Raw genomic sequence first — 25,241 nt, 5'->3', positions numbered from 1 at the left:
CCCAGCGTGTCACATGTGATGGTTCGCGCGCGAGAGGCGCGACGGCCACCAGGCCCGCCGACCGAGGTCGTACGCGATCGCCGGCACGAGCAGCGAACGGACGACGATCGTGTCGAGCAGGACGCCGAACGCCACGACGAACGCGATCTGCACGAGGAACAGGATCGGGATGACGCCGAGGGCCGCGAACGTCGCCGCGAGCACCACGCCCGCCGAGGTGATCACCCCGCCGGTGACCCCGAGTCCGCGCAGGACCCCCTCGTGCGGACCGTGCCGTAGCGCCTCTTCCCGCACCCGCGTCATGAGGAAGATGTTGTAGTCCACCCCGAGCGCGACGAGGAACACGAACGAGTACAGCGGCACGCTCGGGTCCGCACCGGGGAAGTGGAACACGTGGTCGAACACGAGCGCTCCGACGCCGAGTGCGGCGGCGAACGACACGATCACGCTGCCGATGAGCACGAGCGGGGCGACGACGCTGCGGAGCAGGAGCATCAGGATGAGCAGGATCACGACCAGCACCACGGGGATGATCAGCGTGCGGTCGCGGATCCCGGTGTCGTTCGTGTCGACGGCCGTCGCGGTGACCCCGCCGACGATCGCGCCGGGATCGACCCGTTCGACGGCGGTGCGGAGGTCGCGGACCGTCTGCTCGGCGGCGTCCGAGTCGGCCGGGTCGGTCAACGTGGCCTCGAGCAGCACGTCGCCGCGCGACACCGTCGGAGTGGCGGCGCCGTTCGAGGGCGAGTCGCCCGTCACGGGCACCGTGCCGGACGGGGCGTCCTTCGCGGCGGCGACGACCCCGTCGACGCCGTCGACCCCCGTGACGGCGTCGACGAGTGCGTCGAGGTCGCGTTCCGACCCGATGACCTGCGCCGGGCTGCCGGAGCCACCGGGGAAGTGGTCGGCCAGGACGTCCTGCCCGTCGCGTGCCTGCGAGGCCCCGATGACCAGGTCGCTCTGCGGGACCCCGTCGGCCTTGAGCCCGACCAGTCCCGTGCCCATCGCGAGCAGCCCGACCGTGCAGACGATCCACACCACCCGGGAACGCTTGGCGACGAGCCGACCGACGCGGGCCCAGATGCCGCGGGCGTCCGGACCGGTGAGCACCGGATGGGCGCTGCCGTACGCGGGACGGAGCGGCCAGAACGCGGCGCGGCGGAACGCGAGCAGCAGGGCGGGCAGCAGCGACAGGGCGGCGAGCAGGCTGAACGCGATGCCGATCGCGGCGACGGGACCGAGCGCCTTGTTCGAGTTGAGGTCGGAGAGCAGCAGGCAGAGCACGCCCACGATGACGGTGCCGCCCGAGGCCAGGATCGGCTCGAGACTCCCCCGCAGGGCCGCCTTCGTCGCACCCCAGCCGGTGCGGTGGTCGCGCAGCGCCTCGCGGAAGCGCGCCGTGTAGAGCAGGGCGTAGTCCGTCGCGGCGCCGATCACCAGGATCGACAGGATCCCCTGCACCTGGCCGTTGACGGTGACGATGTCGGCCTTGGCGAGCCACCACACCACGAGGATCGAGGCGCACAGGGCGAACGTCGCGGTGCCGAGCACGAGGATCGGCAGCAGCGGTGACCGGTAGACGATGATCAGGATCACGAAGACCGCGGCGAGCGCCACCCCGAGCAGCAGGCCGTCGATGCCGGCGAACGCCTCGGTCAGGTCGGCGGTGAACCCGGCGGGCCCGGTGACGTACCCGCTGACGCCGCTGGGCAGGGCGTCGTCGACGTCGGCGCGGATCGCCTCGACCGCGTCACCGGTGTCGGCTGCCGTGGTGAGGGTCGCGACGATCTCGACCGCGTCGCCGTCCTCGCTCGGGATCACCGGGCTGACGGCTTCGACGTCGTCGCGGTCACCGAGCTGGGTCGCGAGGTCCTTCGCCGCGCTCAGGTCGGAGGACGACATGCCGCCGTCGCGCTCGAGCACGATGATCGCGGGTGCGCCCGACTCCTGCCGGAACTCCGACGACCGCTCCTGCACCTTCGTGGCGTCGGCCGACGCCGGCAGGAACGAGGTCTGGTCGTTCGTCGACACCTCGGAGATCTTGCCGAAGTACGGACCGCCGACGGAGGCGATCGCGAGCCAGACCACGATGACGAGCGCGGGGAGGACGATGCGGAGGAAGCGGGACACGACGGTGAGCGTACACCGGTCGTCAGCATGCTGATTACTAGACGGCTGCGACGCCGTCGTGACGCCGACCGCGACGCCGACCGCGACGCCGACCGCGACGCCGACCGCGACAGCTGGCGACCGTAGACTGCGCCCATGGACGACACGACCGAGCAGTGGCCCCTCGGCCGGCTGTTGTCGGCCGCGGCACGCTCGGTCGAGCGGGACTGGGATGAACGCCTCCGCGCCATCGGGCTGCCGCACGCAGCCCTCATCGCGGTCGACATCCTGATCCGCACGGGCCCCACCGGTGCCGACACGATCGCCCGCACGGCACGGGTGCAACCGCAGACGATGTCACGGACCCTCGAGCGCATGGAGCGGGACGGCCTGGTCGAGCGCACCCCGCACCCCGACGACCGACGCCGGCGCCTCGTGACCGTGACCGATCACGGACGCCGAGCGTGGGAGACCGCTCGACACATCGAGCGCGAGGTCCTGCCGGACGACCCGGCACTGCGGACGGCACTCACGGAACTGCTCGGGAAGTCACGGCAACCGAACAACTGACACGCTGTACCTGAAATACCAGATGCGGTACGATGGGTCGGTCGGTGGCACGCCGACGCGAACCCGTTGGAGTCCCGCATGTCCGAACGACGGGCGGCCCGCCTGGCCGCCGACACCGCCACCCGAAGCGGACGCCACCCGCGGCGCCGACGCCCGCTCCTCGTCGCACTGCTCGCGACGGTCGGCTCGCTGGTCGGCATCGCCACCGTGATCGCCGTCGTCGCGAGCATCTTCGTCGGCGGCCTGGCGCGCAGCTTCGACGCCCGCCACGACACGATCGCGAACCCGTTCCCGAGCGGGACCCGACCCGCTGCGTCCGGCGGCGAGAACATCCTGCTCATCGGGTCCGACTCACGAGCTGCACGCGGACCGGACGGCAAGCCATCCGAGGCCGGTGGCCGTTCGGACACCCTGATGCTCGCGCACGTCCCGGCCGACCGGCAGGCCGTGTACCTGATGTCGATCATGCGTGACTCGTGGGTCGACGTGCCGGGTCACGGGAGCGCCAAGATCAACGCCGCGTACGCGTGGGGCGGCGTCCCGCTCACCGTGCAGACCGTCGAGCAGCTGCTCGACGTCCGCATCGACCACGTCGCCGAGATCGACTTCACCGGGTTCAAGGACATGACCGACGCCCTCGGCGGTGTCACGGTCGACTCCGGGCAGGCGTTCGCCGCAGGCAAGCACGAGTTCGTCGCCGGCGCGAACCGGCTCGACGGCGACGCCGCACTCGCGTTCGTGCGCGAGCGGTACTCGTTCGCCGACGCGGACCACACCCGCGTGCTGAACCAGCAGGCGTTCATGCGCGGGGTCGTCGGCGGGCTGCTCTCCCGCGGCACGATCACGAACCCCGGGCGTATCCAGGACTTCGTGACCGCGACGAGCGAGCACCTGGCGGTCGATGCCGGACTGACCTTCCCGACCCTCGTCGGCCTCGGATGGTCGCTGCGCGACGTCCGGACCGACGACCTCAAGACGTTCACGGTGCCGACTGCGGGGTCCGGAACCTCGCCGGACGGGCAGTCCTACGTCACGCTCAACGACCTGGCGGTCGGCTCGCTGTCACAGGCGCTGCGGTCCGACGACGTCGCCGGTTGGCTGGCCGACAACCGGCAGTAGCGCCCGCAGGCTCCCACCACCGGTCACGCACGTCGACGCCCCGCGACCGAGGTCGCGGGGCGTCGACGTGTTCGTCCGGTGGAACGATCAGGCGGGGAGCTGCAGCTCCTGGCCCGAGTAGATGAGGTTCGCGTCGTCGATGGTCGACGTGTTCGCGGCCCACAGCTTGTTCCAGCCACCGTCGATCTTGAGCTTGGTGGCGATGGTGTCGAGCGTGTCGCCCGAGGCGATCGTGTACGTCTTGCCGCTCGTCTTCACGGCGGCGGGCTTGCTCGGCGTGGTGGCTGCCGGGGCGGCCTCCTGCGCGGGTGCCGGAGCCGGAGCCGGGGTGCTCGGCGCGGCCTGCTCCGGGGCAGCGGGGGCCGGTGCGGCCTGCTGCGTCGGGGCCGGAGCAGCGGGGGCTGCCGGAGCCGGAGCAGCGGCGGCCGGTGCGGCACCGCTCGTGCCGCTCAGTCCGAGCTGGGCCGAGCAGGCAGGCCAGGCGCCCCAGCCCTGCGTGGCGAGGACACGCTCGGCGACGGCGATCTGGGCCTCGCGGCTCGCGCCGGCGGGGCTGCCGACGCCACCGTTGGCCTGCCAGGTGCCGAGGTTGAACTGCAGGCCGCCGTAGTAGCCGTTGCCGGTGTTGATGGCCCAGTTGCCGCCGGACTCGCACTGCGCGAGGGCGTCCCAGGTCGAGCCGGACGCAGCGTTCGCGGGGGTTGCCGCGAGGCCGACACCGGTCGCGGCGATGCCGGCGAACGCGAGGCCGCCGACGATGGTGCGGGTACGGGAAAGCTTCTTCATGTGATTGCTCCACCGGGGTCACGAGCCGCTTCGAACGCGGAATCCACTGCCCACCCCGACCGATCGCGGTCAGTTGTGGGGTGCGCCACCGGGGGCAGTGGTCATCGGGCCGGCGGCACCTCGGTCGGCAACCATAGGAAACTCTTCACCGTTATCAAACCGAGACAAACGGTTCTACCCGTTGGTGCTATGTACCCCGCACCAGAACCTGTACGCCTCGATGCCCATGGCCATGGTCATCGACCCGTACCCGGGTACGTCACCTTGGCAATTCCCTGGCAATGCCGGCCAGGAGGCCCCGATCACCTCCGCGACAGCAGCGTGACGGCCTCGAGATGGCCGGTCTGGGGGAACATGTCGAGCACACGAGCGCGGCGCAGCCGGAACGAGGGCATGCGCGCGAGGTCCTTCGCCAGGGTCACCGGGTTGCAGCTCGAGTAGACGACGTGCTGCACGTCGGACTCCTCGAGCCAGGTCGACAGCGCCTCGCCGATCCCGCGTCGTGGCGGGTTCACCAGGACGAGCTCGGGCACCGTGTCGGGTCGGGCGCGGAGTGCGTGCTCGGTGGCGTCGTCGGCGGCGAACCGGAGCCCCTCGAGCCCGGCCTCGCGCGCGGACTGCTTCGCCGAACGGATCGCCTCGGCACTCGTCTCGATGCCGGTCACCGCTCGTCCCGGTCGCGCAGCGTGCAGGGCGAACCCGCCCACGCCGCAGTACAGGTCCCACATCGACGCCGGGTCGAGCTCGTCGATCCACGCCGAGGCCTGCGCGTACAGTTCGGTGGCGACGGCGGTGTTGGTCTGGAAGAAGCTCTGCGGCCGCAGGTGCATCGTGATCCCGCCGAGGCGCATCGGCAGCGTCTCCTGCTCGGTGAGCACGATCTCCCGGTCACCCTCGGTCACGGCCTTGTGCTCGGGAAGCAGGTTCGCCGTGACGACCACCACGTTCGGCAAGGCGTCGCGCAACACATCGAGGTACTGCCGGATCCGAGCCACCTGCCCCTCGGACCGCAGGACGAACCGCACCATCAGTTCGCCGTCGGGCGACTCGGTGACCAGGACGTACTTCAGCTCGCCGCGTCGGGCAACGACGTCGTACGGGATCAACCCCGCGGTCTGGACGAAGTCGGCGAGCAGGGGCAGCGCGTGTCGGATGCCGGGCGTGCAGATCCCGCAGCGCCGCAGGTCGACGCCGCGCTGCCGGTGGTCGAGGATGCCGACGGTCGGGTGCTCGGTCGAGCCGCCGACCACCATCTTCGCCTTGTTCCGGTACCCGGACTCGGGGCTCGTGATCGCCGGTGCCCACGTGACGGCTCCGGGGCCGCCAGCCGCCTCGACGGCGTCGTGCAGGAATTCGCGGGTACGGAGCTCCTTGTCGAGGACCTGGTCGGCGTAGGGCTGCCCCATGAGCGTGCAGGACCGGCACACCCCGCGGTCGAAGTAGTCGCACTGCATGGCCGAGTCAGGATACGGCAGCGTCCCGCGTCGTCGTGGCGATCCGGTACACCGACGTCGTCGCCGTCAGGAACAGCGTCGTGCCGTCGCCGCCGCCGAAGCACAGGTTCGACGTCACCTCGGGGACGGCCACCTCGCCGATCCGCTCGCCGGAGGGGTCGAACACCACGACGCCGCGGTGCGACGACGACCACACGTTGCCGTGCCCGTCGACCCGGATGCCGTCCGGTGCGCCCTCGCCCGGCTCGAGTCGCGCGAACACCCGGCCGTTCTTGAGCAGGTCGCCGCCGTCACCGACGCGGTCGTAGGCGCGGATGACCGGTTCGTCCCCCGACGAGCTCGCGATGTAGAGGACCCGCTCGGACGGGTCGAAGGCGAGTCCGTTCGGCTCGTCGACGTCGGTCGCGACGGGGCGCAGGTCCTCACCGGACGGTCCGCAGCGGAAGGTCCAGTGGTCGCCGTACTCGCGCACGCCGGGGTGGCCTTCGCGCGGCTGGGTGATGCCGTAGGCCGGGTCGGTGAACCACACGCTGCCGTCCCGCGCGACGACGACGTCGTTCGGCGAGTTGAACCGCACGCCGGCCCAGGCGTCGACGATCGGCGTGACGACGCCGTCGCGGTCGCGCTCCACCCGCCGGAGTCCGTGCGAGCACTGGACGACACTGCCGTCGCGGTCGAGCGTCCGGCCGTTGGTGAACTCGACGCCCTCGGCGTACGTCGAGGTCTCGCCGGAGTCGGCGTGCCACTGCAGGACCCGGTCGCCGGGGATGTCCGACCAGCGCAGGGTGCGGGACGCCGGGATCCAGCAGGGTCCTTCGGCCCACGTGCTGCCGGTGGCGATGCGCTCGAGCGCGTCAGGGTCCGGTACGAGGTCGTCGAGCAGCACGGGTTCTCCTTCGAACGGTGTCCCCACCCTACGTTCGTCAGGCCGCAGCCGCCGCCTCGCTGCGTCGTCGCACGGCCTTCTCGATCGCCGAGATCGCGAGGCCGAGCAGGATCGACGCCACGACCGCGAGGGTCGTGACGAGGAAGGGCTGCTCGCGGCTCCAGCGCCCGGTGGCCGCCGCGATGCCGACGCAGTACGCGGCCCACACGACGTCGGCGAGCACGCAGCTCACCAGGAACCGCCGAACGTCGAGCCCGCTGTCCGCGCCGACCAGGTTCGTCGTCAGCCGGCCCATCGGGATGAAGCGTCCGAGGACCGCGATGCGCCCGGGAGCGGCACGGTAGCGGCCGTCGATGGCGTCCCGGGCCTTGCGGACCTTCGGACGCGCGAACCACGACCTCGAGCCGAGGTCGACCGAGCGCGCCAGGTGGTACAGCCCGAGGTCGCCGAGGACCATGCCGATCGCGGCCGCGACGACGAGGACGAGGACCGGCAGGAGGCCGCCGTCACCACCCACCAGGAGCGTGCCGACCGCGACGACGAGCGCCTGGCTGGGGAGGAAGACCGCGACACTGCCGACGGCGAGCACGAGGCCGACCACGACGAACGTCCACGGGGTGCCGATGAGCTGGACGACCAGGTCCTGTGCTGCGTCCACGCTCACCCTCCACGGGCGCCGGAGGAGCGCACCGGACTCCATCTTCCCAGGTCGGCGGAGCACCGCTCACGTGCGCTCGACGATCGCCCGCATCGCCGCGGCCGCGTCGTCCGGGTGGCCGTCGACGACGGCACCGGCGAGCGCGAGGTGGAGGCCGACGTCGTGCCGGTCCGGGCGGATGCTCCCGCGTTCGCGCAGCACCTGGCCCACGACGCGGTGCAGGCGTCGGTACAGCGTGTTGTCGGACAGGTCGAGCACGAGCGCGTGGAGCCGCACGTCGGCGGCCACGAAGTCGAGGCGGTCGTCGCGGGCCGCTGCGGCCGCGAGCTCGTCCGCGGTGGTGCGGAGCGCCTCCCGTCGGTCCGCGCACTCGTCGAGGGGCGCCCGCCGGGCTGCTGCGGCGGCTGCGGCGGGTTCGACCGCCGCGCGGAGTTCGCGGAGCTCGACCGCCACGCGGTCACCGTCCGGGCCCCGGAGCCGCCACCGCACGACCCGCGGATCCAGGACGTCCCACTCCAGCACGCCGAGGACGGTCACGCCGACCCGGCGCCGCGCGGTGACCAGGCCGAGGGCGACGAGGACGCGGACGGCCTCGCGGACGATGCTGCGACTGGCCCCGGTCGACGCCACCAGGTCGTCGATGCTCCGGCGGCTGCCCACGGCGATGGCGCCGGAGACGACGTCGGCACCGATCTGGTCGAGGACGCGGTCGAACGTGCTGGTCACCGCTGGGACACCGGGCTGACCACGAGTTCGTCGACGCGCATGTACGACGGCGCCTCGAGCACGAACGACACCGCGCGGGCGATGTCCTCCGGCTGCAGCATCGCCGATCGTGCGGCGGCGTCGGGCACCGACGGCCGCTGGTCGAGGAAGTCGGTCGCGACGTCACCGGGGCACAGGTGCGTCGCCCGGACCCCGTGGTCTGCCTCCTGCTGGTTGAGGCTCCGGACGACCGAACCGAGCGCGGTCTTCGAGGCGGAGTACGCGACGCCGGCGCCGGGCTGGAAGGACCACCCGGCGTAGGACGACACCACGACGACCACTCCGCCGGACTCGCGGAGCGCAGGCAGTGCGGCGTCGACGACCGCGACCACCGCGGTGAGGTTCGTGTCGACGATCGCGCGGAAGTCCGGCAACGACTGGTCGTCCCACCGGCGCCGCGGCGCGTTCAGCCCGGCGGCGAGCACGACCGCGTCGAGTCGTCCGAACCGCTCGAGCACGGTGTCCCGCGCAGACGCGACGGCAGCGGGATCGGCAGCGTCGAGGGGCAGGACCGCCGCCGTGCCGCCGGAGGCCGTGATCGTCGCCGCGACCTGCTCGAGCCGGTCCACGCGCCGCCCGCTCAGCACCACCGTCCACCCGTCGCGCGCAGCGGCCTCGGCACTCGCGGCACCCATGCCGCTGCCGCCGCCGGTGACCCAGAGCACCCGTTGCTTCGCCATGCTGCAATAGTATGCCTATTGCAGCAACCGACGACAGGAGCAACGATGCACCTCGACCTGACCGACCGTGTGGTGGTCGTGACCGGCGCAGCACGCGGGATCGGACGCACGCTCGCCGATCGCTTCGTCGCCGAGGGGTGCCGCGTGGTCGCCCTCGACCTGGCCTTCGAACCCGACTTCCCGCTCGACCACGTCGTGTGCAACGTCGCCGACCCGGATTCGGTCCGGGCCGCCGTCGACGAGGTCGTCACCCGGCACGGCACGATCGACGTGCTCGTGAACAACGCCGGCATCAACGTCGAGGGCACCGTCGCCGAGCTGCAGTGGGATGCCTGGCGCCGGTGCATGGACGTCAACCTCGGCGGCACCTTCCTGATGAGCCAGGCCGTCGCGCCGGTGATGCAGGCCGCGGGGCGGGGGCGGATCATCAACGCCGCCTCGTTCGCCGCGATCATCCCGAGTGTCGGCAGCGCTGCCTACGCGGCGTCCAAGGCTGCGGTCGTCTCGTTCACCCGGGTGCTGGCGTCGGAGCTCGGCCCGTGGGGCATCACCGTCAACGCGTACGCGCCGGGCATGGTCCCGACGGCGATGAACGGGTTCGCGACCATGCCGGCCGAGGCCCAGGACCGCCTGCTCGACACCCTGTCGCTGCGCCGGTGGGAGACCGCGGACGACGTCGCCGACCTGCTCGTCTTCGTGGCGAGCGACGCCTCGGGCTACGTCACCGGCACCCTGCTCGACGTCTCCGGCGGCAAGCTCGCGACACAGATCCCGGCACGCGCGCACGGCCGCTGAGGGTTCAGCGCAGCATCCGCTCCAGGAGTGCGCGCAGCTGCCGCCGGTCCCGCTCCGGCAACCGGGCGGTGAGCGGCAGCAGTGCATCGCGGATCGCGCCCTCGAGCGAGCGCGCCACCTCGAGACCGGCGTCGGTGATCACGACGTCCACCGCGCGGGCGTCGTCCGCGTTCGGCTGCCGCGCGAGCAACCCCTTCTTCTCCGCGCGCGCCACCAACCCGGTCATCGTCGACTTCTCGAGCCCCAGGTACTGCGCCAGGTCACCGATCCGCAGACGACGGTCACGCAGGATCGCGAGGACCCGCAGCTGCGTCAGCGACAGCCCGGCATCGGCCGCGAGCCCGGTCAGCGGCCCCATCGTCCGGAACGCGGCCTCGCCCAGGGCATCGACGAGCTGCTCGTCCTCGGTCATCTCCTGCACCACTCCAGCCTAGTTGACGAACTTCGTGATGCGAACTACTTTGTTCGTAACACGAAGCAAATGGAGGACACCATGCACGCAGCAGTCGTCACCGAGTTCGGCCACGCCCCGACCTGGCAGGAGTTCGACGAACCGACTCCCGGACCCGGCGAGGTCGTCGTCGACGTCGTCGCGGCCGGTCTCCACCCGCGGGTCCGCTCGCAGGCCGACGGTTCGCACTACACCAGCGAGGGCGCGCTCCCCCTGGTCCCCGGCGTCGACGGCGTCGCCCGGTTCCCCGACGGCACGCTCCGCTACGTCGCCGTCGCGAGCGACACCCGCGGCACCATGGCCGAGCGCGTCGCGGTCGACCCGCGGGCGAGCGTCGTCCTGCCCGACGGTGCCGACCCGGTCACCGTGGCCGCCGGCGTGAACCCGGTGCTGTCGTCGTGGGTGGCCCTGCGCCGGCGGATCGACTTCGCCCCGGGCAGCCGCGTCCTCGTGCTCGGCGCGACCGGGGCCTCGGGCACCGCGGCGGTGCAGGTGGCGAAGCACCTCGGTGCCGCACACGTCGTCGCGAGCGGGCGCAACCCGGAGCGGCTGGCGGCGCTCACCGCCCTCGGCGCCGACGTCGTGCTGCCGTTGGCCGACGTCGACGCCCTCGGCGCAGCGGCAGCCGACGTCGACGTGGTCATCGACTACGTCTGGGGCCAGCCCTCGGCGGACGTGATGCGCGCCGCCGTCACCGCCCGCACCGACCCGGGCCGCCGACTCGACTGGATCGCGATCGGTTCCACCGCGGGCCACGAGGCGACGATCCCGTCCGCGGCACTGCGCGCCTCGGGCCTGACGATCGTCGGCAGCGGGCAGGGCTCGGTCGGTCGCGCCGGGTTCGTCGCCGAGCTCCCGGGCATCGTCGGTGCGATCGCGGACGGCACCGTCCGGGTGGACGCGACGGCCGTGCGGTTGGCGGACGTCGAGGCGACGTGGGCCGGACAGCCCGCCGGGAGCGCGGGCAGAGTGGTGTTCACAGTGTGAACCGAGCGCGAGCAGGCTGTCCGGTCGCACAGGTTCTCCACATCCCACTCTTCGTAGGCTGTGAGGGCCCAGTGAGCCGGACTGCAGCCCGACCCCGAGGAGGTGCCCGATGGTCCTCGTCCTCGTCGCGTTCGCGATCGTCGCCCTGATCGTCCCCGCCCTGACCCCCGTCCTCGGCCGCCGCGTGTTCACCGTGGCCGCCCTCGCGCCCGCAGCCGCCGCCGTGCTGACGGTGCTGCAGACGGACGCGGCCCTGCACGGCAGCGTCGTCGAACGGCACCGGTGGGTCCCGCAGCTCGACCTCGAGATCACGCTGCGGATGGACGCCCTGTCGTGGGTCCTCGCGCTCGTGGTGTCGATCGTCGGGGCCCTCGTGCTCGTCTACTGCGCCTCGTACTTCGGGCGCGACGAACCGGGGATCGGCCGGTTCGCGGGCGTGCTGACCGCGTTCGCCGGGTCGATGTTCGGGCTCGTCCTCGCCGACGACGTCATCGTGCTCTTCGTCCTGTGGGAAGCCACCACGGTCTTCTCCTACCTGCTCATCGGACACGACGCCGACAAGCGTGCGAGCCGAGCGGCCGCGATGCAGGCCCTCGTCGTCACCACCGCCGGCGGTCTGGCGATGCTCGCCGGCCTGGTCATGCTGTCGGTCACGGCGGGCACGACCTCGCTCTCCGGCATCATCGCCGCCCCGCCGACCGGACCGATCGTCACCGTCTCGGTGGTCCTCGTCCTGCTCGGCGCGCTGACGAAGTCGGCGATCGTGCCGTTCCACTTCTGGTTGCCCGCGGCCATGGCAGCTCCGACCCCGGTCAGCGCGTACCTGCACGCCGCAGCGATGGTGAAGGCCGGCATCTACCTCGTCGCCCGGCTCGCTCCGGCGTTCGCACTGCTCGACGGCTGGCGCGAGACGATCACCGTGCTCGGTGTCCTCGGAATGCTCATCGGTGGCTACCGGGCGCTCCGCCAGACCGACCTCAAGCTCCTGCTCGCCTACGGCACCGTCGCGCAGCTCGGGTTCCTCGTGCTCGCCGCCGGGTGGGGCGCGCCCGCGGTGGCGCTCGGCGGGGTCGCCCTGCTCGTGGCGCACGCCGCGTTCAAGTCCACACTCTTCCTCGTCGTCGGGGCGATCGACCACACCACCGGCACCCGCGACCTCGGGCGCCTGAGCGGCCTCGGCCGGAAGGCACCGTGGCTGGCCGTCGTGGCCGCCCTCGCGCTCGTGTCGATGGCCGGCATCCCGCCGACGATCGGCTTCGTCGCGAAGGAAGCCGTGCTGACCGGCTTCACCGAATCGCTGCACGGACCCGACGCCGGCTGGGCCTGGTTCGCCCTCGTCGGCGTGACGCTCGGCTCGGTGCTCACCGTGGCGTACTCGCTCCGCTTCTTCTGGGGAGCGTTCGCCCGCAAGCCCGACGTCGCCCAGACGGAACCGCACGCCCTGCACGGTCTGGGTGTGGTGCCGTCGATCCTGGCGCTGACCGGTCTCGCCCTCGGCCTGCTGACCCCGGTCGTCGCGCACGGCATCGAGCCCGCGGCGACGGCGGCCTCGCTCCCCGGCGAGGAAGTCCCCCACCTCGCGCTCTGGCACGGCCTCGAACCGGCGCTCGGCATCTCGGCCGTCACCCTGGTCGGCGGTCTCGCACTGTTCGCCCTCCGACGTCCGGTCGAGGCGCTGCAGCACCAGCTCGCCGGGTTCCCGAGCGCCTCGGGCACCTACCGGCACCTCATGCGCGGCCTCGACCGGTTCGCGACGGGCCTGACCGCCGGTGTCCAGCGGGGGTCGCTCCCCTACTACCTGACGGTGATCCTGTCGGTGTTCGTGGCGGGTGCGCTCGCGAACCTCGTGCTCGGCGGGCCGTGGGAGTTCCACGTCCGGTTCTCCGACTCGTGGGGGCAGATCCCGGTCGTCATCGTGATGTCCGTCGGCGCCATCGCCGTCCTCACCGCGAAGACCCGGTTCGCCGCCGCCGTGTTGGTGGGCGTGACCGGCTACGGCATGTCCGTCCTGTTCGTCCTGCACGGTGCGGTCGACCTCGCCCTCACGCAGCTCGTGGTCGAGACCGTCACCCTCATCGCGTTCGTCCTGGTGCTCCGGCGGCTCCCCCCGCGCATCGCGACGACGAACCCGAGCCGGTTCCGCATCGTCCGTGCGCTCTTCGCGGGGCTCGCCGGCCTCACGCTGGCGATCGTCGTCATCGTCGCCGCCTCGGCGCGCACCGCCGACCCGATCTGGCCGGACCTGCCCGCGCTCACGAGCTCGTTCGGGCACGGCCTCAACGTCGTGAACGTCGCCCTCGTCGACCTGCGCGGCTGGGACACCCTCGGTGAGCTCACCGTCGTCGTCGCCGCGGCCACGGGCGTCGCGAGCCTCATCTTCGTGAACTCCCGCGAGGACACGCTGCCCCGGCTCCGTGACCTGCCGGAGACGCTGACGGCGGACGGCCAGCGCACCGACGGCGAGCCGCGCGCCTGGCTGCCGACGAGCGCCGCCATCCCGACCGGCCGCTCGGCACTCCTCGACGTCGTGGTCCGACTGCTGTTCCACGGGCTCATCGTCCTGTCGGTCTACCTGCTGTTCGCCGGGCACAACGCGGCCGGTGGCGGCTTCGCCGGTGGCCTCGTCGCCGGCATCGCCCTGGCGGCCCGGTACCTGGCGGGCGGCCCGGCCGAACTCGGCGCCGCCGCCCCGGTCCGTGCCGGTCGACTGCTCGGGCTCGGTGTCGCGACGGCGGCGATCACCGCGATCGTGCCGCTGTTCTTCGGGCGCGAAGCGTTGTACTCCGAGTTCTTCGAGGCGACCGTCCCGATCCTCGGCCACGTCGAGTTCGTCACCGCGACGTTCTTCGACATCGGCGTGTACCTGGTCGTCGTCGGCCTGGTGCTCGACGTCCTCCGCAGCCTCGGCGCCGAGGTGGACCGGCAACGCCTCGAGGATGCCGGGGCACCCACCCGCGACACCACCGAAGGGTCCGTCCGCGACACCCTCGAGGCCCCCACCCCGGAAGGGAGCGCCACATGACCGTCACCCTCGTCCTCGTGATCGCGATGGCCGTGCTGTTCTCCTGCGGCGTCTACCTGCTGCTCGAGCGGTCCCTGACCCGGATGCTGCTCGGCTTCCTGCTGCTCGGCAACGCCCTGAACCTGCTCCTGCTGGTGATGTCCGGCGCTGCCGGCAACCCGCCGATCGGCAAGTCCTCCGAGGGCATCACCGACCCGCTCCCCCAGGCCTTCGCCCTGACCGCGATCGTCATCACCTTCGCCGTCAGCGCGTTCCTGCTCGCCCTCATCCACCGCTCGTGGCAGCTGTCCCGTGCCGATGAGGTCGAGGTCGACGAAGCGGACGTCGCCATCGGCCGCACGCGCGACGACCCCGACGACGACCCGGAAGCCGACTTCGACCCGAAGTCCCCCGAAGACGCCGACGATCCGCACGAACACCAACCGCACCAGGACGGAGTGAACCGATGACCTGGCTCGTCCCGCTCCTCGTCCTCGTCCCGCTGCTCGGCGCAGCCGTCGCACTCGGCCTCCTGCGGCACCAGAAGCTGCAGCGAGCGATCACCGTCGTGGTGCTCGTCGTCGCACTCGCCGTCGCCGCGACCCTCATGGTGCTCGTCGACCACCACGGCACCATCGTCGTGCAGGTCGGCGGGTGGGACGCCCCGTACGGCATCTCGCTGGTGGTCGACCGCCTGAGCGCCCTGCTCCTCACGGTGAGCGCCAGCGTGCTGCTCATCGTCCTGCTGTTCTCGATCGGCCAGGGGCTCGCAGCCGACGACGGTGAAGCCCCGGTCACGATCTTCTACCCGACCTACCTCGTCCTGGCCGCGGGCGTGCTCGACTCGTTCATCGCCGGCGACCTGTTCAACCTGTACGTGGCGTTCGAGATGCTGCTCGTGGCGAGCTACGTGCTCATCACCCTGGGCGGTAGCGAGCAGCGGGTCCGGGCCGGCACCACGTACATCGTCACGAGCCTGATCGCGTCGGCGATCTTCCTCGCCGCGATCGGCCTGGTGTACGGCGCGACCGGCACGGTCAACATCGCCCAGATCAGCGAGCGCGTCGCCGATCTGCCCGAGCACGTGCAGCTGCTCCTGCACACGATGCTGCTCATCGGCTTCGGCATCAAGGCGGCGGTCTTCCCGCTGGCGTTCTGGCTGCCGGACTCGTACCCGACCGCCCCGGCCCCGGTCACGGCCGTCTTCGCCGGCCTGCTGACGAAGGTCGGCATCTACGCGATCATCCGCCTCGAGACGGTGATCTTCCCCGGGCCGCAGTTGAACAACGTGCTGCTCGTGGTGGCGGTGTTGACGATGGTCGTCGGGGTGCTCGGTGCGGTGTCCCAGACCGACGTCAAGCGCCTGCTGTCCTTCACGCTCATCAGCCACATCGGCTTCATGGTGATGGGTGTCGGGCTCGGGACGGTCGCGGGGACGGCGGCCGCGGTGTTCTACACGGTGCACCACATCGTCGTGCAGACCACGTTGTTCCTGGTGTCCGGCCTGATGGAACGCGTCGGGGGGACCACGTCGACCCGGTCGCTCGGCGGGTTGTTGAAGGCCGCGCCACTGCTGGCCGCGCTGTACCTGATCCCGGCGTTCAACCTGGGCGGCATCCCGCCGTTCTCCGGCTTCATCGGTAAGCTCGGGCTGTTCCGCGCCGCCGCCGAGGACGGCTCCCCGTTGGCGTACGTCACGATCGCCGCCGGCGTGGTCACGTCGCTCCTCACGCTGTACGCGCTGATGCGCGTGTGGGACGCCGCCTTCTGGCGGCCGAAGCCCGCGGCCGAGGCGGCGGCGCCGCACGCGACGACCGCCGAACCGCACGCAGCCCTGCGGTCGCCGGAACCCGCCCCCTTGACCGTCTCCGAGGAGACGGGTGAGGCCTTCCACCCAGGAGGCTCGGTGACGGTCACCGACGCACCCCACGCGAGCAGTGCCTCCCGTCCGACCACCGGGTCGACCGAGGCGGTCGGCGAAGCGCCGACCAAGGTCCGGCTGCCGCGCATGCTCGTCGGCGTGACGACGGTCGCGGTCCTCGGATCCGTCGCCCTCACCGTGGTCGCCGGCCCGCTCTACGGGTACGCGAGCCGCGCAGCGGAGTCGCTCGAGTCGCCGGACCGGTACGTGCAGGCCGTCCTCGGAGGTGACCGGTGAACACCGACACCCGACACGTCGCGAACGCCCGCCGCATCGCGGTGGCGTGGCGGTACGACGTCCCGCTCGTCGCCGGACTGACCGTCCTGTGGGCCCTGCTCTGGGGCTCGTGGACGCCACTGACCCTGCTCTGCGGCATCGTGGTGGCGCTCCTGGTCACCCAGGCGCTGCCGCTCCCGCCGGTCCCGCTGTCGGCCCGGTTCTCGATCGTGCACGCCGTCCGGTTCCTCGTGGTGTGGTCCGGACTCGTCATCACGGCATCGTTCCGGGTCGCCTGGGTCGCGTTCCGCCCGCGGGGCGTCCGCCGCAGCTCCATCACGCTCGTGCAGCTGCACTCCACCGCCGAGATGACCTTCACGCTGGCGACCCTCGCGATCTCGCTGGTGCCCGGCTCGTACGTCGCCGACGTCGACCTCCGCCGTCGGCGCCTGCTGCTGCACGTGCTCGACACCGAGCGGGTCGAACAGGTCGAGGCCGCCCGTCGCGAGGCCCTCGGCATCGAGGCCATGGTCATCCGTGCCCTCGGTTCGAAGCAGGACGTCTCCGAACTGTCCGAACCGCTGCCGGAGGTCACCCGATGAGCGCCGCCGTCGTCGTCATGGGGATCGGCATCGCCCTGGTCCTGGCCCTGCTCGGCGCCACCCTCGCGCTCGCGGTGTTCCGGATCGTGCGCGGCCCGACGATCCTCGACCGGATGATCGGATCGGACATGGTCCTGACGACCGTGCTCGTGGTGATCGCGGCGTCGATGGTGGTCCGGCGCGACCTGACCGGGATCCCCGTCCTCGTGGTGATCGCGGCGACGAGCGTGTTCGCGACCGTCGCGGTGGCGCGAGCGGTCACGCCGTCGTCGGACCCGTCGGACGAAGGCCTGAGCGTCACCACCCCCGAGCACGCCGCCGAAGCAGAGGAGCAGTCGTGACCGAGATGATCCAGGCGTTCCTCGACGGCGCCGGCGTGCGGGCGTGGGTCGCGCTCGCCCTGCTGCTCATCGGCTCGCTGCTGTCCCTCGGCGCCGGGGTCGGCATCGTGCGCTTCCCGGACCCGCTCGTCCGCCTGCACGCCATGGCGAAGCCGCAGGTGCTCGGGCTGGCGTTCGGGCTGGCCGCGATCGTCGTCGCGGTGGGGACCTGGACGGCGTTCTGGGTCGTCCTGCCCATCATGGTGTTCCAGCTGTTCCTGGTGCCCGTCTCGACGCACATGATCGCCCGCGCCGGGCTGCGTGCCGACGACTACCGGCACGAGGACCTGTTGGTCGACGACACCGAGTCATGATCGTCAGGCGGCGGTACGGCGCCGCAGCAGCAGGTTGACGACGGCCGCGAGCACGACGACCGCTGCCGAGGCCGCGGGGAGCACCATCGCGACGGACGTGCCGTGCTGCTCCGCCAGGTCGCCGGTGATGGCGGACGCGATCGACTGCCCGACGATCACGGCGGATCCGAGGATCGTCATCGTGGTCGCGGACCGGCCGACCGGTGAACGGTCCGAACCGAGGCTGTACTGGGCGACGAGGGTCGGACCGATGCCGACGCCCATGATCGCCAGGACGATGCCGACCGCCACGACGGAGTCGGCCTGCGAGAACGCGATCGCGCCGCCGAGCAGGACGACACCGAACACGAGCCAGCGCCAGCCGAGGCCGAACGACCGCGGGAACGCTGCGGACCCGAGCGCGAGTCCGGCCGAACCGATGCCCATCAGGCCGTAGAGCAGGCCGGCCTGGGACGCCTCGCCGTGGGTCTCCATGAACGCCGTCAGCGACGTCAGGGTCGAGCCGAAGAACAGGCCGATGCCGAGGATCCCGACGACCACGACGACGAGCCGCGGACGCAGGAGTTGGCGCGCCGGGGCCTGGGTCAGTTCCTCGTGCTGCCCGAGCACGAGCTTGCCGGTGGGGTGCAGCGCGAAGGCGGTCACGAACACGAAGGTCAGGGCCGAGGCACCGGCCACGGCGACCCAGGGGGCGATCGCGCTGGCGAGGATGCCGACCAGGAACGGGCCGATGATGAAGACGGTCTCGTCGGCGGCGGACTCGTACGCCATCGTGCCGCTGAGGGTCTTCTCGCGGCGGGCCGGCCGCATGCGCTGCGCGATGATGGCGACGAGCCGGGTCCGGGACATCGGCGCGACCTGGGGCGCGGACGCCCCGATGCAGAACGCCATCGCGAGCACGGCCAGGTCCGGCGCGCTGCCGCTGACGACGAAGGGGAACGCGCCGAGCAGCGCCGCGTTGACGAGGCCGACGGGGACGAGCACGGCACGCTGGCCGAACCGGTCCGCGGCGGCGCCGACCATCGGTCCGAACACCGCGGCACCGATGCCGACCGAGGCGGAGTTGACGCCGCCGAGGGCGACGGAGTCACGCGCGGCCACGACGAGGGTGAGGACCCCGACGACCATCATGGCGAACGGCAGGCGGGCGATGAACGCCACCGGGAAGTACCAGCGTCCGGCGAGGGAGACGAGCGAGGCGTCTGCGCCGGCCGCGGGGTCCGTGCGCTCCGGGGCGGGCGCGGACGGGGTGGGACTGGTGTGGAGCATGGGGGTGTGCCTTCTCGGCCCGGCCCGGTTCGGTGGGGGCGGACCCATCGGGTGCCGCCGTTGTCCGCCGGGGAGCCGGCGGCCGGTAGATACACACTGCGTGTTTCAGAACTGCTCCCATCGTACCAACCGTTCCGGTCGGGGCCAGGGGTAATGCTTCGTCACCGGACCGTCCTGCGGCCCGCTCGGCCCATATCGTGGCGCGCATGGAACAGCGACGCATGGGGCGCACGGGGGCGCCCGTCAGCTCGCTGACGCTCGGGACGCGTGCCGTCTCCGGCGTCGCGGCCCACGACCCGTCGGCCGGAGTGACCCTCGTGCTCGAGGCGCTCACCCGCGGTGTGACGTCGGTCGACGTCTCGGACGCCGACGGCGCGGGCCTGGCCGAGACAGCTGTGGGCGCGGCGATCGCCGGACGGCGCGAGGACGTGTTCCTGTCGGTGCGGTTCGGCGCCCCGGTCGACCAGGACCCGGCGCACCGGGGCAACGGGCGGCGGTGGATGTTCCGTGCCGTGGAGCGGAGCCTGCAGCGACTCGGCACCGACGTCATCGACCTGTACCAGCCGGCGCTACCGGACCCGGCGACGTCGCTCGACGAGACGCTCGACGCCCTCGCCGACCTGGTCGCACAGGGCAAGATCCGAGCCTTCGGCCTCCCCGGGTTCCCGGCCGAGGAGCTCGTCGAGGCGCAGTGGCTCCGGTCCGGGTCGAAGAGCGCCACCGCGACGCACGTGCCCTACTCGATCCTCACCCGCACGGCGGAGCGCACGGTGTTCCCGGTCGCCCGCCGCTTCGGTCTCGGGGTCTTGGCCGGAGCACCCCTCGCCGGCGGCTGGCTCGCGGGCACCTACCGCAACGGCACCGTCCAACCACGCTCACCGCACGTCGACGAGCACCCGGACGCGTACGACATCGGCGCCCCGCGGAACCGTCGGAAGCTCGAGGTCGCCGACCGGCTCGGACGCCTGGCCGACGACTCCGGCTTCACGGTGTCGGAGCTCGCGGTCGCCTTCGCCCTGACCCACCCGGACGTGTCCTCGGTGGTGATCGGGCCGCGCACCGTGTCGCACGTCGACGCCTACGTGCAGGCGTCCGAGATCGTCCTCGACGACGGGCTGCTCGACGCGATCGACGCGATCGTCGCGCCGGGCACCCACGTGCTCGAACGGGACACCGGGTTCGCGCTGCCGGCGCTCAGCCGCGAACGACTCCGCGGTCGCACCCCGGTGGGCGCCGGACCGAACCGCTCGTAGGTCCGCGGTCAGGAGACCTCGCCGGCACGCGCTCCCGCCCACAGGTCGACGTCGGTGATGCCGACGGAGTGCTCGTCGATGGTGCGGAGCTCCTCGTCGGTGAACGAGGTGTTCGCCAGCGCCGCGACGTTGTCCTCGAGCTGCGACACCTTCGACGCCCCGATCACGAGCGAGGTCACCCGCTCGTCACGGAGCGCCCAGGCCAGGGCGAGCTGCGCCAGGGACTGTCCACGAGCCGCGGCGACGTCGTTCAGTGCCCGGAGGTGCCCGACGACCTCCGGGGTGATGCTCGACGCGTCGAGCGACTTGCCGGCGGCGGCTCGGGAATCAGACGGCACCCCGTCCAGGTACTTGCCGGTGAGCAGGCCCTGGGCGAGCGCGGTGAACCCGATCACGCCGAAGCCCAGCTCGCCGGCAGCGTCGAGCAGCCCCTCGGTCTCGATCCAGCGGTTGAGCATCGAGTACGACGGCTGGTGGATGAGGAGCGGGGTACCGAGGTCGCGCAGGATCGCGGCGGCCTGGCGGCTGCGTTCCGCGTCGTACGACGAGATGCCGACGTACAGCGCCTTGCCCTGCTGGACCGCCGTGTGCAGCGCGCCCATCGTCTCCTCGAGCGGGGTCGAGGCGTCGAGTCGGTGCGAGTAGAAGACGTCGACGTAGTCCAGGCCCGTCCGCTGCAGGGACTGGTCGAGCGAGGCGAGCACGTACTTCCGCGAACCGCCGCCCTGGCCGTACGGACCCGGCCACATGTCCCACCCGGCCTTGGTCGACACGACCATCTCGTCGCGGTACGGCCGGAAGTCCTCACGCATCAGGCGCCCGAAGTTCACCTCGGCCGCACCGTAGGGCGGGCCGTAGTTGTTCGCGAGGTCGTGGTGCGTGATGCCGAGGTCGAAGGCCCGACGGCTGATCGCGCGCTGCGTCTCGAACGGCACGTCGTCACCGAAGTTGTGCCAGTACCCCAGGGAGAGCAGCGGCAGGTCGAGGCCCGAGCGGCCGGTGCGGCGGTACGTCATCGAGTCGTAGCGGTCGTCGCTGGCGATGTAGGTCATGGTCCGAGCCTGCCACCGGCACCATCGGACGAGCGCAACGAGCGCGATCGGACGAGCGCGACGAGCGTGATCGGGTGCATGATCGACGCACCGACACGGAAGGGCACCACCATGGCACGGACGACGAAGGCCGAGGGCACCTTCACCGACGAGGAACGCGCGGCGATGCAGGAGCACGCCGCCGAGGTCAAACGCACCCGCGGCACGAAGGGCACCAAGGCGGAGAAGGCGGCAGCGGACGCCGCCGCGGTCGAGGCGAAGATCGCCGAGATGCCCCAGCCGGATCGCGGTCTCGCGGAACGCATCCACCGCATCGCGCTCGACGTCGCGCCCGACCTCGCGCCGAAGCTCTGGTACGGCATGCCCGCGTACTACCAGGACGGCAAGGCGGCGTTCTTCTTCCAGGACGCCGCGAAGTTCAAGGCCCGGTACGCGACGCTCGGGTTCCAGGACTCTGCCGCACTCGACGACGGGACGTTCTGGCCGACGTCGTGGGCGATCACGCCGGAGTTCTCCGAGGCGGACGAGGCGACCGTCGCCGACCTGATCCGCCGCGCGGTCGCCTGACCCCGCGGCCGGTACCGTGAGCGCATGACCGCGCTCCGTTCGGCCGACCGATGACCTCCGTGGGGGTGCCGGCCTGCTTCGCGCTGGTCTTCCTGCTGCTGTACGCCCTGGGACGGCGCCACGATCCGCGGATGCTCCGGAACGGCGTGTTCCTGACGGCGGCCGCGTTCTTCGCGCTCGCGACGGCCGTGACCGCGCTGACGCTCGTGGTCCCCGGGTTCAGCCTGGTCGTCGGCACCGTGCTGCTGCTCGTCCCGCTCGCGGTGGTCGTCCTCGGCGTGGCCCTCATCGCGAACGGGTTCCGGATGCTCCGCTCCGAGGGGCGCAGTCTCGGCAACACCCTGTCGTTGGTCGCGGGGGTGCTCGTGTTCGTGCTGCCGGCGGTGGCGATCGCGCTGTTCGTGTCCGCGAGCGGCGAGGGGTTCACGCTCTGGGACGGCGCCCGGATCGCGATCGCCGTGCTGATGGTGTTCGTGTGCGGGTACTTCGCCGTGTCCCTCGTCGCGTTCGCCGTGTACTCCGTCGTCTACGGCCGGATGCGTCACGGCACCGCGCCGGACACGATCGTCGTCCTCGGTTCCGGACTGATCCGCGGTGAGGTGCCGCCTCTGCTCCGCAGCCGCCTCGACCGCGCACTCGTCGTGTACCGCGCCGAACGGGCCGCCGGGCGTCGGCCGCTGCTGATCCCCTCCGGCGGGCAGGGCGACGACGAACCGCGCGCCGAGGGCACCGCGATGGCGGAGTACCTGCTGGCGAACGGGGCGGACCCCGACGACGTCCGGCCCGAGACCGAGTCCCGCAACACCCGCGAGAACCTGCGGTTCTCCCGCGCCGTGCAGGCCGAGGCCGGGCGCGACGGTCAGGTCGTCGTGGTCACGAACGACTACCACGTGCTCCGCGCCGCCACCCTGGCCCGCCGGCTCGGCCTGCCGGCACAGGTGGTCGGCTCGCCGACGGCGCCGTACTACGTGCCGAGTGCGTTCCTGCGCGAGTTCGTCGCGGTGGTCGTCGAACACCGCTGGCTCAACGTGGTGGCGTGCACGCCGTTCGTCCTGTTCACCGCGTTCCTGCTCTGGGAGTCGTTCCAGCAGCGGTAGACGCGACCGACGGGCGGTCGGGAGGCCCGTGGCGGGCCCGCCACGGGCCTCCCGACCGGCCGTTCGTCGCGTCGAGATCCACCGTAGGATCTCGACCATGGTCGAGATCCAGCCGCCCCGCCCGACCGACCTGCTCCCGATCGGCGAGATCGTCCGACGCACCGGCGTCGCCGCGTCGGCCCTGCACTTCTACGAGCGCAAGGGCCTGATCCGGCCCGAGCGCACCGACGGCGGCACCCGGATGTACCCGCGACACGTCGAACGGCGGATCGCGATCATCCAGGTGGCGAGGCGCCTCGGCATCCCGCTCAGCGAGGTCGCCGAGCAGTTCGGCACGCTGCCGGCCGACCGGATGCCGTCCCTGCGCGACTGGAACCGGCTGAACGCGCGGTGGCGTGCACGACTCCGGGCCCGCCAGCTGGAACTCGAGCGGCTGCAGCAGGAGATGACGCAGTGCATCGGGTGCGGCTGCGTCTCGCTCGGGGCGTGCTCGGTCGTGAACCCGGGCGACACGCTCGGCGACGAAGGCCACGGCGCTCGGCGACTGCTGCCGATCGAGGACGACGCCCCGCAGGACTAGACCCCGCGGAGTGCCTCGTCGATCCGGTCGAGCAGCGCGAGGGCCTCGGGCAAGCCGGCGTCGTCGTCGCCGAGCGCGGCGCGGAGCTTGCCGGCCCAGTGCGCGCGGAGGCGTCCGATGCTCTCCCGTGCCACGTCGGTCGAGTGCAGCTGCACGGTCCGTGCATCGTCCGGGTCCTGCCGACGTTCGACCATCCCCTTCTCCACCAGGGACCGCAGCGCGACGCTGAGGTTGCTGCGCTTGAGTGCCGTCGCCTCGGCCGTCGCGCTCGGCGAGGTGCCCGGGTTGCGGTCGACCCAGCGCATCACGAGCGCCTCGGTCCCGGTGAGCGGCACGATGTCGAGCGCCCCGGCACCGTGCGGGTCGATCTCCCGCGAGATCCGCAGCACGACGTCGGCGATGTCGGCGAGGACGTGGTCGGACACGGCGGAGTGCATGTCCGTACTGTACCGAGGATCGGCAATGAGTTATGCTTTCATAACAATGACCACGGACACCGGAACCATCCGCGCGCACGCCGCGACACCCACGACCAGGCAGCAGGGCATCACGACACCGCTGCTGCTGGTGCTCGGCCTGCTCAGCGCCGTCGCCCCCTTCGCCACCGACCTGTACCTGCCGGCGTTCCCGCAGATGACCACCGAGCTCGGTGCGAGCGCCACCACCGTGCAGCTCACCCTGACCGCGTTCCTGGTCGGCGTCACGGCCGGCCAGCTCGTCTTCGGCCCGCTGTCCGACCGGTTCGGCCGCGTGCCGCCGCTCATCGCCGGCGCGGCACTGTGCGTCCTCGCGAGCGTCGCCGCCGTGTTCGCACCGAACATCGGCGTGCTCATCGCGGCTCGACTCCTGCAGGGCCTGGGCGGTGCGGCCGGCATGGTGATCAGCCGTGCGGTCATCTCCGACCTGGCGACCGGCAAGCCCGCAGCCCGCGCGTTCTCGCTCATGATGATCGTCGGCGGGGTCGCCCCCGTCGTCGCTCCGCTGCTCGGAGGTCTGCTCACCGGTCCGATCGGCTGGCGCGGCCTGCTGTCGATCGTCCTCGGTCTGTCCGTGGTCATGCTCGTCGCGGTGCTCGCCGTCATCCGTGAGACCCACCTGAAGGCGCACCGCGACGTGCTGCGCGAGGAGCGGAAGAGCTCCGGTTCGCCGCTCCGTGCGCTGCGCTCCCGCACCTTCCTCGGGTACATCGCCGTGTTCGGCTTCGCGTTCGCCGTGATGATGGCGTACATCTCGGCCTCGCCGTTCCTGTACCAGGACATGATCGGCCTCGGCACCGTCGGCTACGGTCTGGCGTTCGGGCTGAACGCGCTGGCCCTGATGGGCGTGAGCATCGTGTCCGCCAAGCTCACCGAGACGCGCTCGGTCACCGGCGTGCTGTCGCTCGGCATCGCCCTGGTGTTCGCCTCGACGGTCGCGTTCGCGCTGCTCGTCGTCTTCGCGGCGCCCGTGTTCTGGCTCGCGGTCCCGCTGTTCACCGCGGTCGGCTCGCTCGGCCTGGTGCTCGGCAACGCCACGGCGCTGGCGCTCGGTGCGGTCCCCGCCGCTGCCGGCAGCGCGTCGGCCGTGCTCGGTGCGCTGCAGTTCGGGCTCGCGGCGCTGGTGTCCCCGCTCGTCAGCATCGGCGGCTCGGTGACGGCGGCACCGCTGGCGATCGTGATGCTTGCGTCCGCCGTGGTGGCCGTCGTGGCGCTGCTCGTCGCCCGGGGTCGCACCCGCCTGGCCTGACCCG

Annotated in this window: 26 protein-coding genes; 15 read left to right on the top strand and 11 right to left on the bottom strand. The window is 71.9% G+C overall.

The window, feature by feature from the left end:
* Positions 1 to 9: 9 nt before the first annotated feature.
* Entirely contained in the window at positions 10 to 2,130 is a 2,121-nt protein-coding gene (locus tag GVL05_RS01545; protein ID WP_159570669.1) for an efflux RND transporter permease subunit, read from the bottom strand.
* A 135-nt stretch (positions 2,131 to 2,265) separates the two neighbouring features.
* Here GVL05_RS01545 and GVL05_RS01540 point away from each other — a divergent pair, with 135 nt between their 5' ends.
* Both GVL05_RS01540 and GVL05_RS01535 read left to right on the top strand, forming a co-directional pair.
* Positions 2,266 to 2,679, top strand: a complete 414-nt coding sequence (locus GVL05_RS01540; RefSeq protein ID WP_131844840.1) for a MarR family winged helix-turn-helix transcriptional regulator — start codon at positions 2,266 to 2,268, stop codon at positions 2,677 to 2,679.
* A gap of 78 nt (positions 2,680 to 2,757) precedes the next feature.
* Positions 2,758 to 3,798, top strand: coding sequence for an LCP family protein (locus GVL05_RS01535; RefSeq protein WP_131881078.1), 1,041 nt, complete (start codon positions 2,758 to 2,760; stop codon positions 3,796 to 3,798).
* 87 nt (positions 3,799 to 3,885) lie between these two features.
* On the opposite strand, the gene GVL05_RS20325 is transcribed toward GVL05_RS01535, so the two are convergent.
* From GVL05_RS20325 to GVL05_RS01505, 6 genes are all read right to left on the bottom strand, one after another.
* Complete coding sequence (locus GVL05_RS20325) at positions 3,886 to 4,584, bottom strand: transglycosylase family protein (RefSeq protein WP_123294616.1); 699 nt, start codon at positions 4,582 to 4,584, stop codon at positions 3,886 to 3,888.
* A 302-nt stretch (positions 4,585 to 4,886) separates the two neighbouring features.
* On the bottom strand, positions 4,887 to 6,038 hold the full coding sequence (rlmC, locus tag GVL05_RS01525) for a 23S rRNA (uracil(747)-C(5))-methyltransferase RlmC (RefSeq protein ID WP_159570667.1): 1,152 nt from the start codon (positions 6,036 to 6,038) through the stop codon (positions 4,887 to 4,889).
* 7 nt (positions 6,039 to 6,045) lie between these two features.
* A complete protein-coding gene (locus tag GVL05_RS01520) occupies positions 6,046 to 6,924 on the bottom strand; it encodes an SMP-30/gluconolactonase/LRE family protein (RefSeq protein WP_235035792.1) in 879 nt (292 codons plus the stop codon).
* 37 nt (positions 6,925 to 6,961) lie between these two features.
* A complete protein-coding gene (locus GVL05_RS01515; RefSeq protein WP_159570661.1) occupies positions 6,962 to 7,582 on the bottom strand; it encodes a DedA family protein in 621 nt (206 codons plus the stop codon).
* A 66-nt stretch (positions 7,583 to 7,648) separates the two neighbouring features.
* Positions 7,649 to 8,308, bottom strand: a complete 660-nt coding sequence (locus tag GVL05_RS01510) for a FadR/GntR family transcriptional regulator (protein ID WP_131881069.1) — start codon at positions 8,306 to 8,308, stop codon at positions 7,649 to 7,651.
* Complete coding sequence (locus GVL05_RS01505; protein ID WP_131881067.1) at positions 8,305 to 9,027, bottom strand: SDR family oxidoreductase; 723 nt, start codon at positions 9,025 to 9,027, stop codon at positions 8,305 to 8,307. The genes GVL05_RS01510 and GVL05_RS01505 overlap by 4 nt, the downstream gene beginning before the upstream one ends.
* Positions 9,028 to 9,072: 45 nt before the next feature.
* Here GVL05_RS01505 and GVL05_RS01500 point away from each other — a divergent pair, with 45 nt between their 5' ends.
* On the top strand, positions 9,073 to 9,822 hold the full coding sequence (locus GVL05_RS01500; RefSeq protein ID WP_159570658.1) for an SDR family NAD(P)-dependent oxidoreductase: 750 nt from the start codon (positions 9,073 to 9,075) through the stop codon (positions 9,820 to 9,822).
* Positions 9,823 to 9,826: 4 nt separating this feature from the next.
* Here GVL05_RS01500 and GVL05_RS01495 read toward each other — a convergent pair whose 3' ends face one another.
* Positions 9,827 to 10,234, bottom strand: coding sequence for a MarR family winged helix-turn-helix transcriptional regulator (locus tag GVL05_RS01495; protein ID WP_111085883.1), 408 nt, complete (start codon positions 10,232 to 10,234; stop codon positions 9,827 to 9,829).
* Between the two features lie 81 nt (positions 10,235 to 10,315).
* Between GVL05_RS01495 and GVL05_RS01490 the strand changes: the two genes are divergently transcribed.
* The 7 genes from GVL05_RS01490 (at position 10,316) to GVL05_RS01460 (ending at position 17,694) form a co-directional block, all read left to right on the top strand.
* Positions 10,316 to 11,260, top strand: a complete 945-nt coding sequence (locus tag GVL05_RS01490) for a zinc-binding alcohol dehydrogenase family protein (RefSeq protein ID WP_159570655.1) — start codon at positions 10,316 to 10,318, stop codon at positions 11,258 to 11,260.
* A 109-nt stretch (positions 11,261 to 11,369) separates the two neighbouring features.
* A complete protein-coding gene (locus tag GVL05_RS01485; protein ID WP_159570652.1) occupies positions 11,370 to 14,282 on the top strand; it encodes a Na+/H+ antiporter subunit A in 2,913 nt (970 codons plus the stop codon).
* Positions 14,279 to 14,731: a Na(+)/H(+) antiporter subunit C gene (locus GVL05_RS01480; RefSeq protein WP_111085885.1), complete on the top strand. Its 453-nt coding sequence runs from the start codon at positions 14,279 to 14,281 to the stop codon at positions 14,729 to 14,731. Before GVL05_RS01485 ends, GVL05_RS01480 begins: the two co-directional genes overlap by 4 nt.
* The gene (locus tag GVL05_RS01475) at positions 14,728 to 16,419 is read left to right on the top strand and encodes a Na+/H+ antiporter subunit D (RefSeq protein ID WP_123294607.1); all 1,692 of its coding nucleotides are present in this window, start codon (positions 14,728 to 14,730) and stop codon (positions 16,417 to 16,419) included. The genes GVL05_RS01480 and GVL05_RS01475 overlap by 4 nt, the downstream gene beginning before the upstream one ends.
* A complete protein-coding gene (locus GVL05_RS01470) occupies positions 16,416 to 17,000 on the top strand; it encodes a Na+/H+ antiporter subunit E (RefSeq protein WP_123294606.1) in 585 nt (194 codons plus the stop codon). Before GVL05_RS01475 ends, GVL05_RS01470 begins: the two co-directional genes overlap by 4 nt.
* Complete coding sequence (locus GVL05_RS01465; RefSeq protein ID WP_123294605.1) at positions 16,997 to 17,341, top strand: sodium:proton antiporter; 345 nt, start codon at positions 16,997 to 16,999, stop codon at positions 17,339 to 17,341. The genes GVL05_RS01470 and GVL05_RS01465 overlap by 4 nt, the downstream gene beginning before the upstream one ends.
* 5 nt (positions 17,342 to 17,346) lie before the next feature.
* Entirely contained in the window at positions 17,347 to 17,694 is a 348-nt protein-coding gene (locus GVL05_RS01460) for a monovalent cation/H(+) antiporter subunit G (RefSeq protein WP_235035809.1), read from the top strand.
* Between the two features lie 3 nt (positions 17,695 to 17,697).
* Here GVL05_RS01460 and GVL05_RS01455 read toward each other — a convergent pair whose 3' ends face one another.
* Positions 17,698 to 18,963, bottom strand: a complete 1,266-nt coding sequence (locus GVL05_RS01455; RefSeq protein ID WP_159570646.1) for an MFS transporter — start codon at positions 18,961 to 18,963, stop codon at positions 17,698 to 17,700.
* Positions 18,964 to 19,169: 206 nt separating this feature from the next.
* Here GVL05_RS01455 and GVL05_RS01450 point away from each other — a divergent pair, with 206 nt between their 5' ends.
* Entirely contained in the window at positions 19,170 to 20,216 is a 1,047-nt protein-coding gene (locus GVL05_RS01450) for an aldo/keto reductase (RefSeq protein ID WP_123937276.1), read from the top strand.
* An 8-nt stretch (positions 20,217 to 20,224) separates the two neighbouring features.
* Here the strand turns inward: GVL05_RS01450 and mgrA are convergent, their stop codons facing one another.
* Positions 20,225 to 21,268, bottom strand: a complete 1,044-nt coding sequence (gene mgrA, locus GVL05_RS01445; RefSeq protein WP_123294639.1) for an L-glyceraldehyde 3-phosphate reductase — start codon at positions 21,266 to 21,268, stop codon at positions 20,225 to 20,227.
* Between the two features lie 111 nt (positions 21,269 to 21,379).
* Here mgrA and GVL05_RS01440 point away from each other — a divergent pair, with 111 nt between their 5' ends.
* From GVL05_RS01440 to soxR, 3 genes are all read left to right on the top strand, one after another.
* On the top strand, positions 21,380 to 21,835 hold the full coding sequence (locus tag GVL05_RS01440; RefSeq protein ID WP_159570643.1) for an iron chaperone: 456 nt from the start codon (positions 21,380 to 21,382) through the stop codon (positions 21,833 to 21,835).
* Positions 21,836 to 21,885: 50 nt separating this feature from the next.
* Entirely contained in the window at positions 21,886 to 22,932 is a 1,047-nt protein-coding gene (locus GVL05_RS01435) for a YdcF family protein (protein WP_159570640.1), read from the top strand.
* A gap of 97 nt (positions 22,933 to 23,029) precedes the next feature.
* Entirely contained in the window at positions 23,030 to 23,512 is a 483-nt protein-coding gene (gene soxR, locus GVL05_RS01430) for a redox-sensitive transcriptional activator SoxR (RefSeq protein WP_159570637.1), read from the top strand.
* On the opposite strand, the gene GVL05_RS01425 is transcribed toward soxR, so the two are convergent.
* Positions 23,509 to 23,949 carry a MarR family winged helix-turn-helix transcriptional regulator gene (locus tag GVL05_RS01425; RefSeq protein ID WP_235035791.1) on the bottom strand — a complete coding sequence of 147 codons (441 nt, stop codon included), beginning with the start codon at positions 23,947 to 23,949 and terminating at the stop codon, positions 23,509 to 23,511. The genes soxR and GVL05_RS01425 overlap by 4 nt on opposite strands.
* A gap of 46 nt (positions 23,950 to 23,995) precedes the next feature.
* Here GVL05_RS01425 and GVL05_RS01420 point away from each other — a divergent pair, with 46 nt between their 5' ends.
* On the top strand, positions 23,996 to 25,237 hold the full coding sequence (locus GVL05_RS01420) for a multidrug effflux MFS transporter (protein ID WP_159570634.1): 1,242 nt from the start codon (positions 23,996 to 23,998) through the stop codon (positions 25,235 to 25,237).
* The last annotated feature ends 4 nt before the right edge of the window (positions 25,238 to 25,241 follow it).

Source organism: Curtobacterium sp. 18060, assembly GCF_902706105.1.
In the GTDB taxonomy this organism is placed as follows: Bacteria; Actinomycetota; Actinomycetes; order Actinomycetales; family Microbacteriaceae; genus Curtobacterium.
The sequence above is the reverse complement of the archived record's forward strand: the minus strand, read 5'-3'. Positions and strand labels throughout refer to the sequence as shown.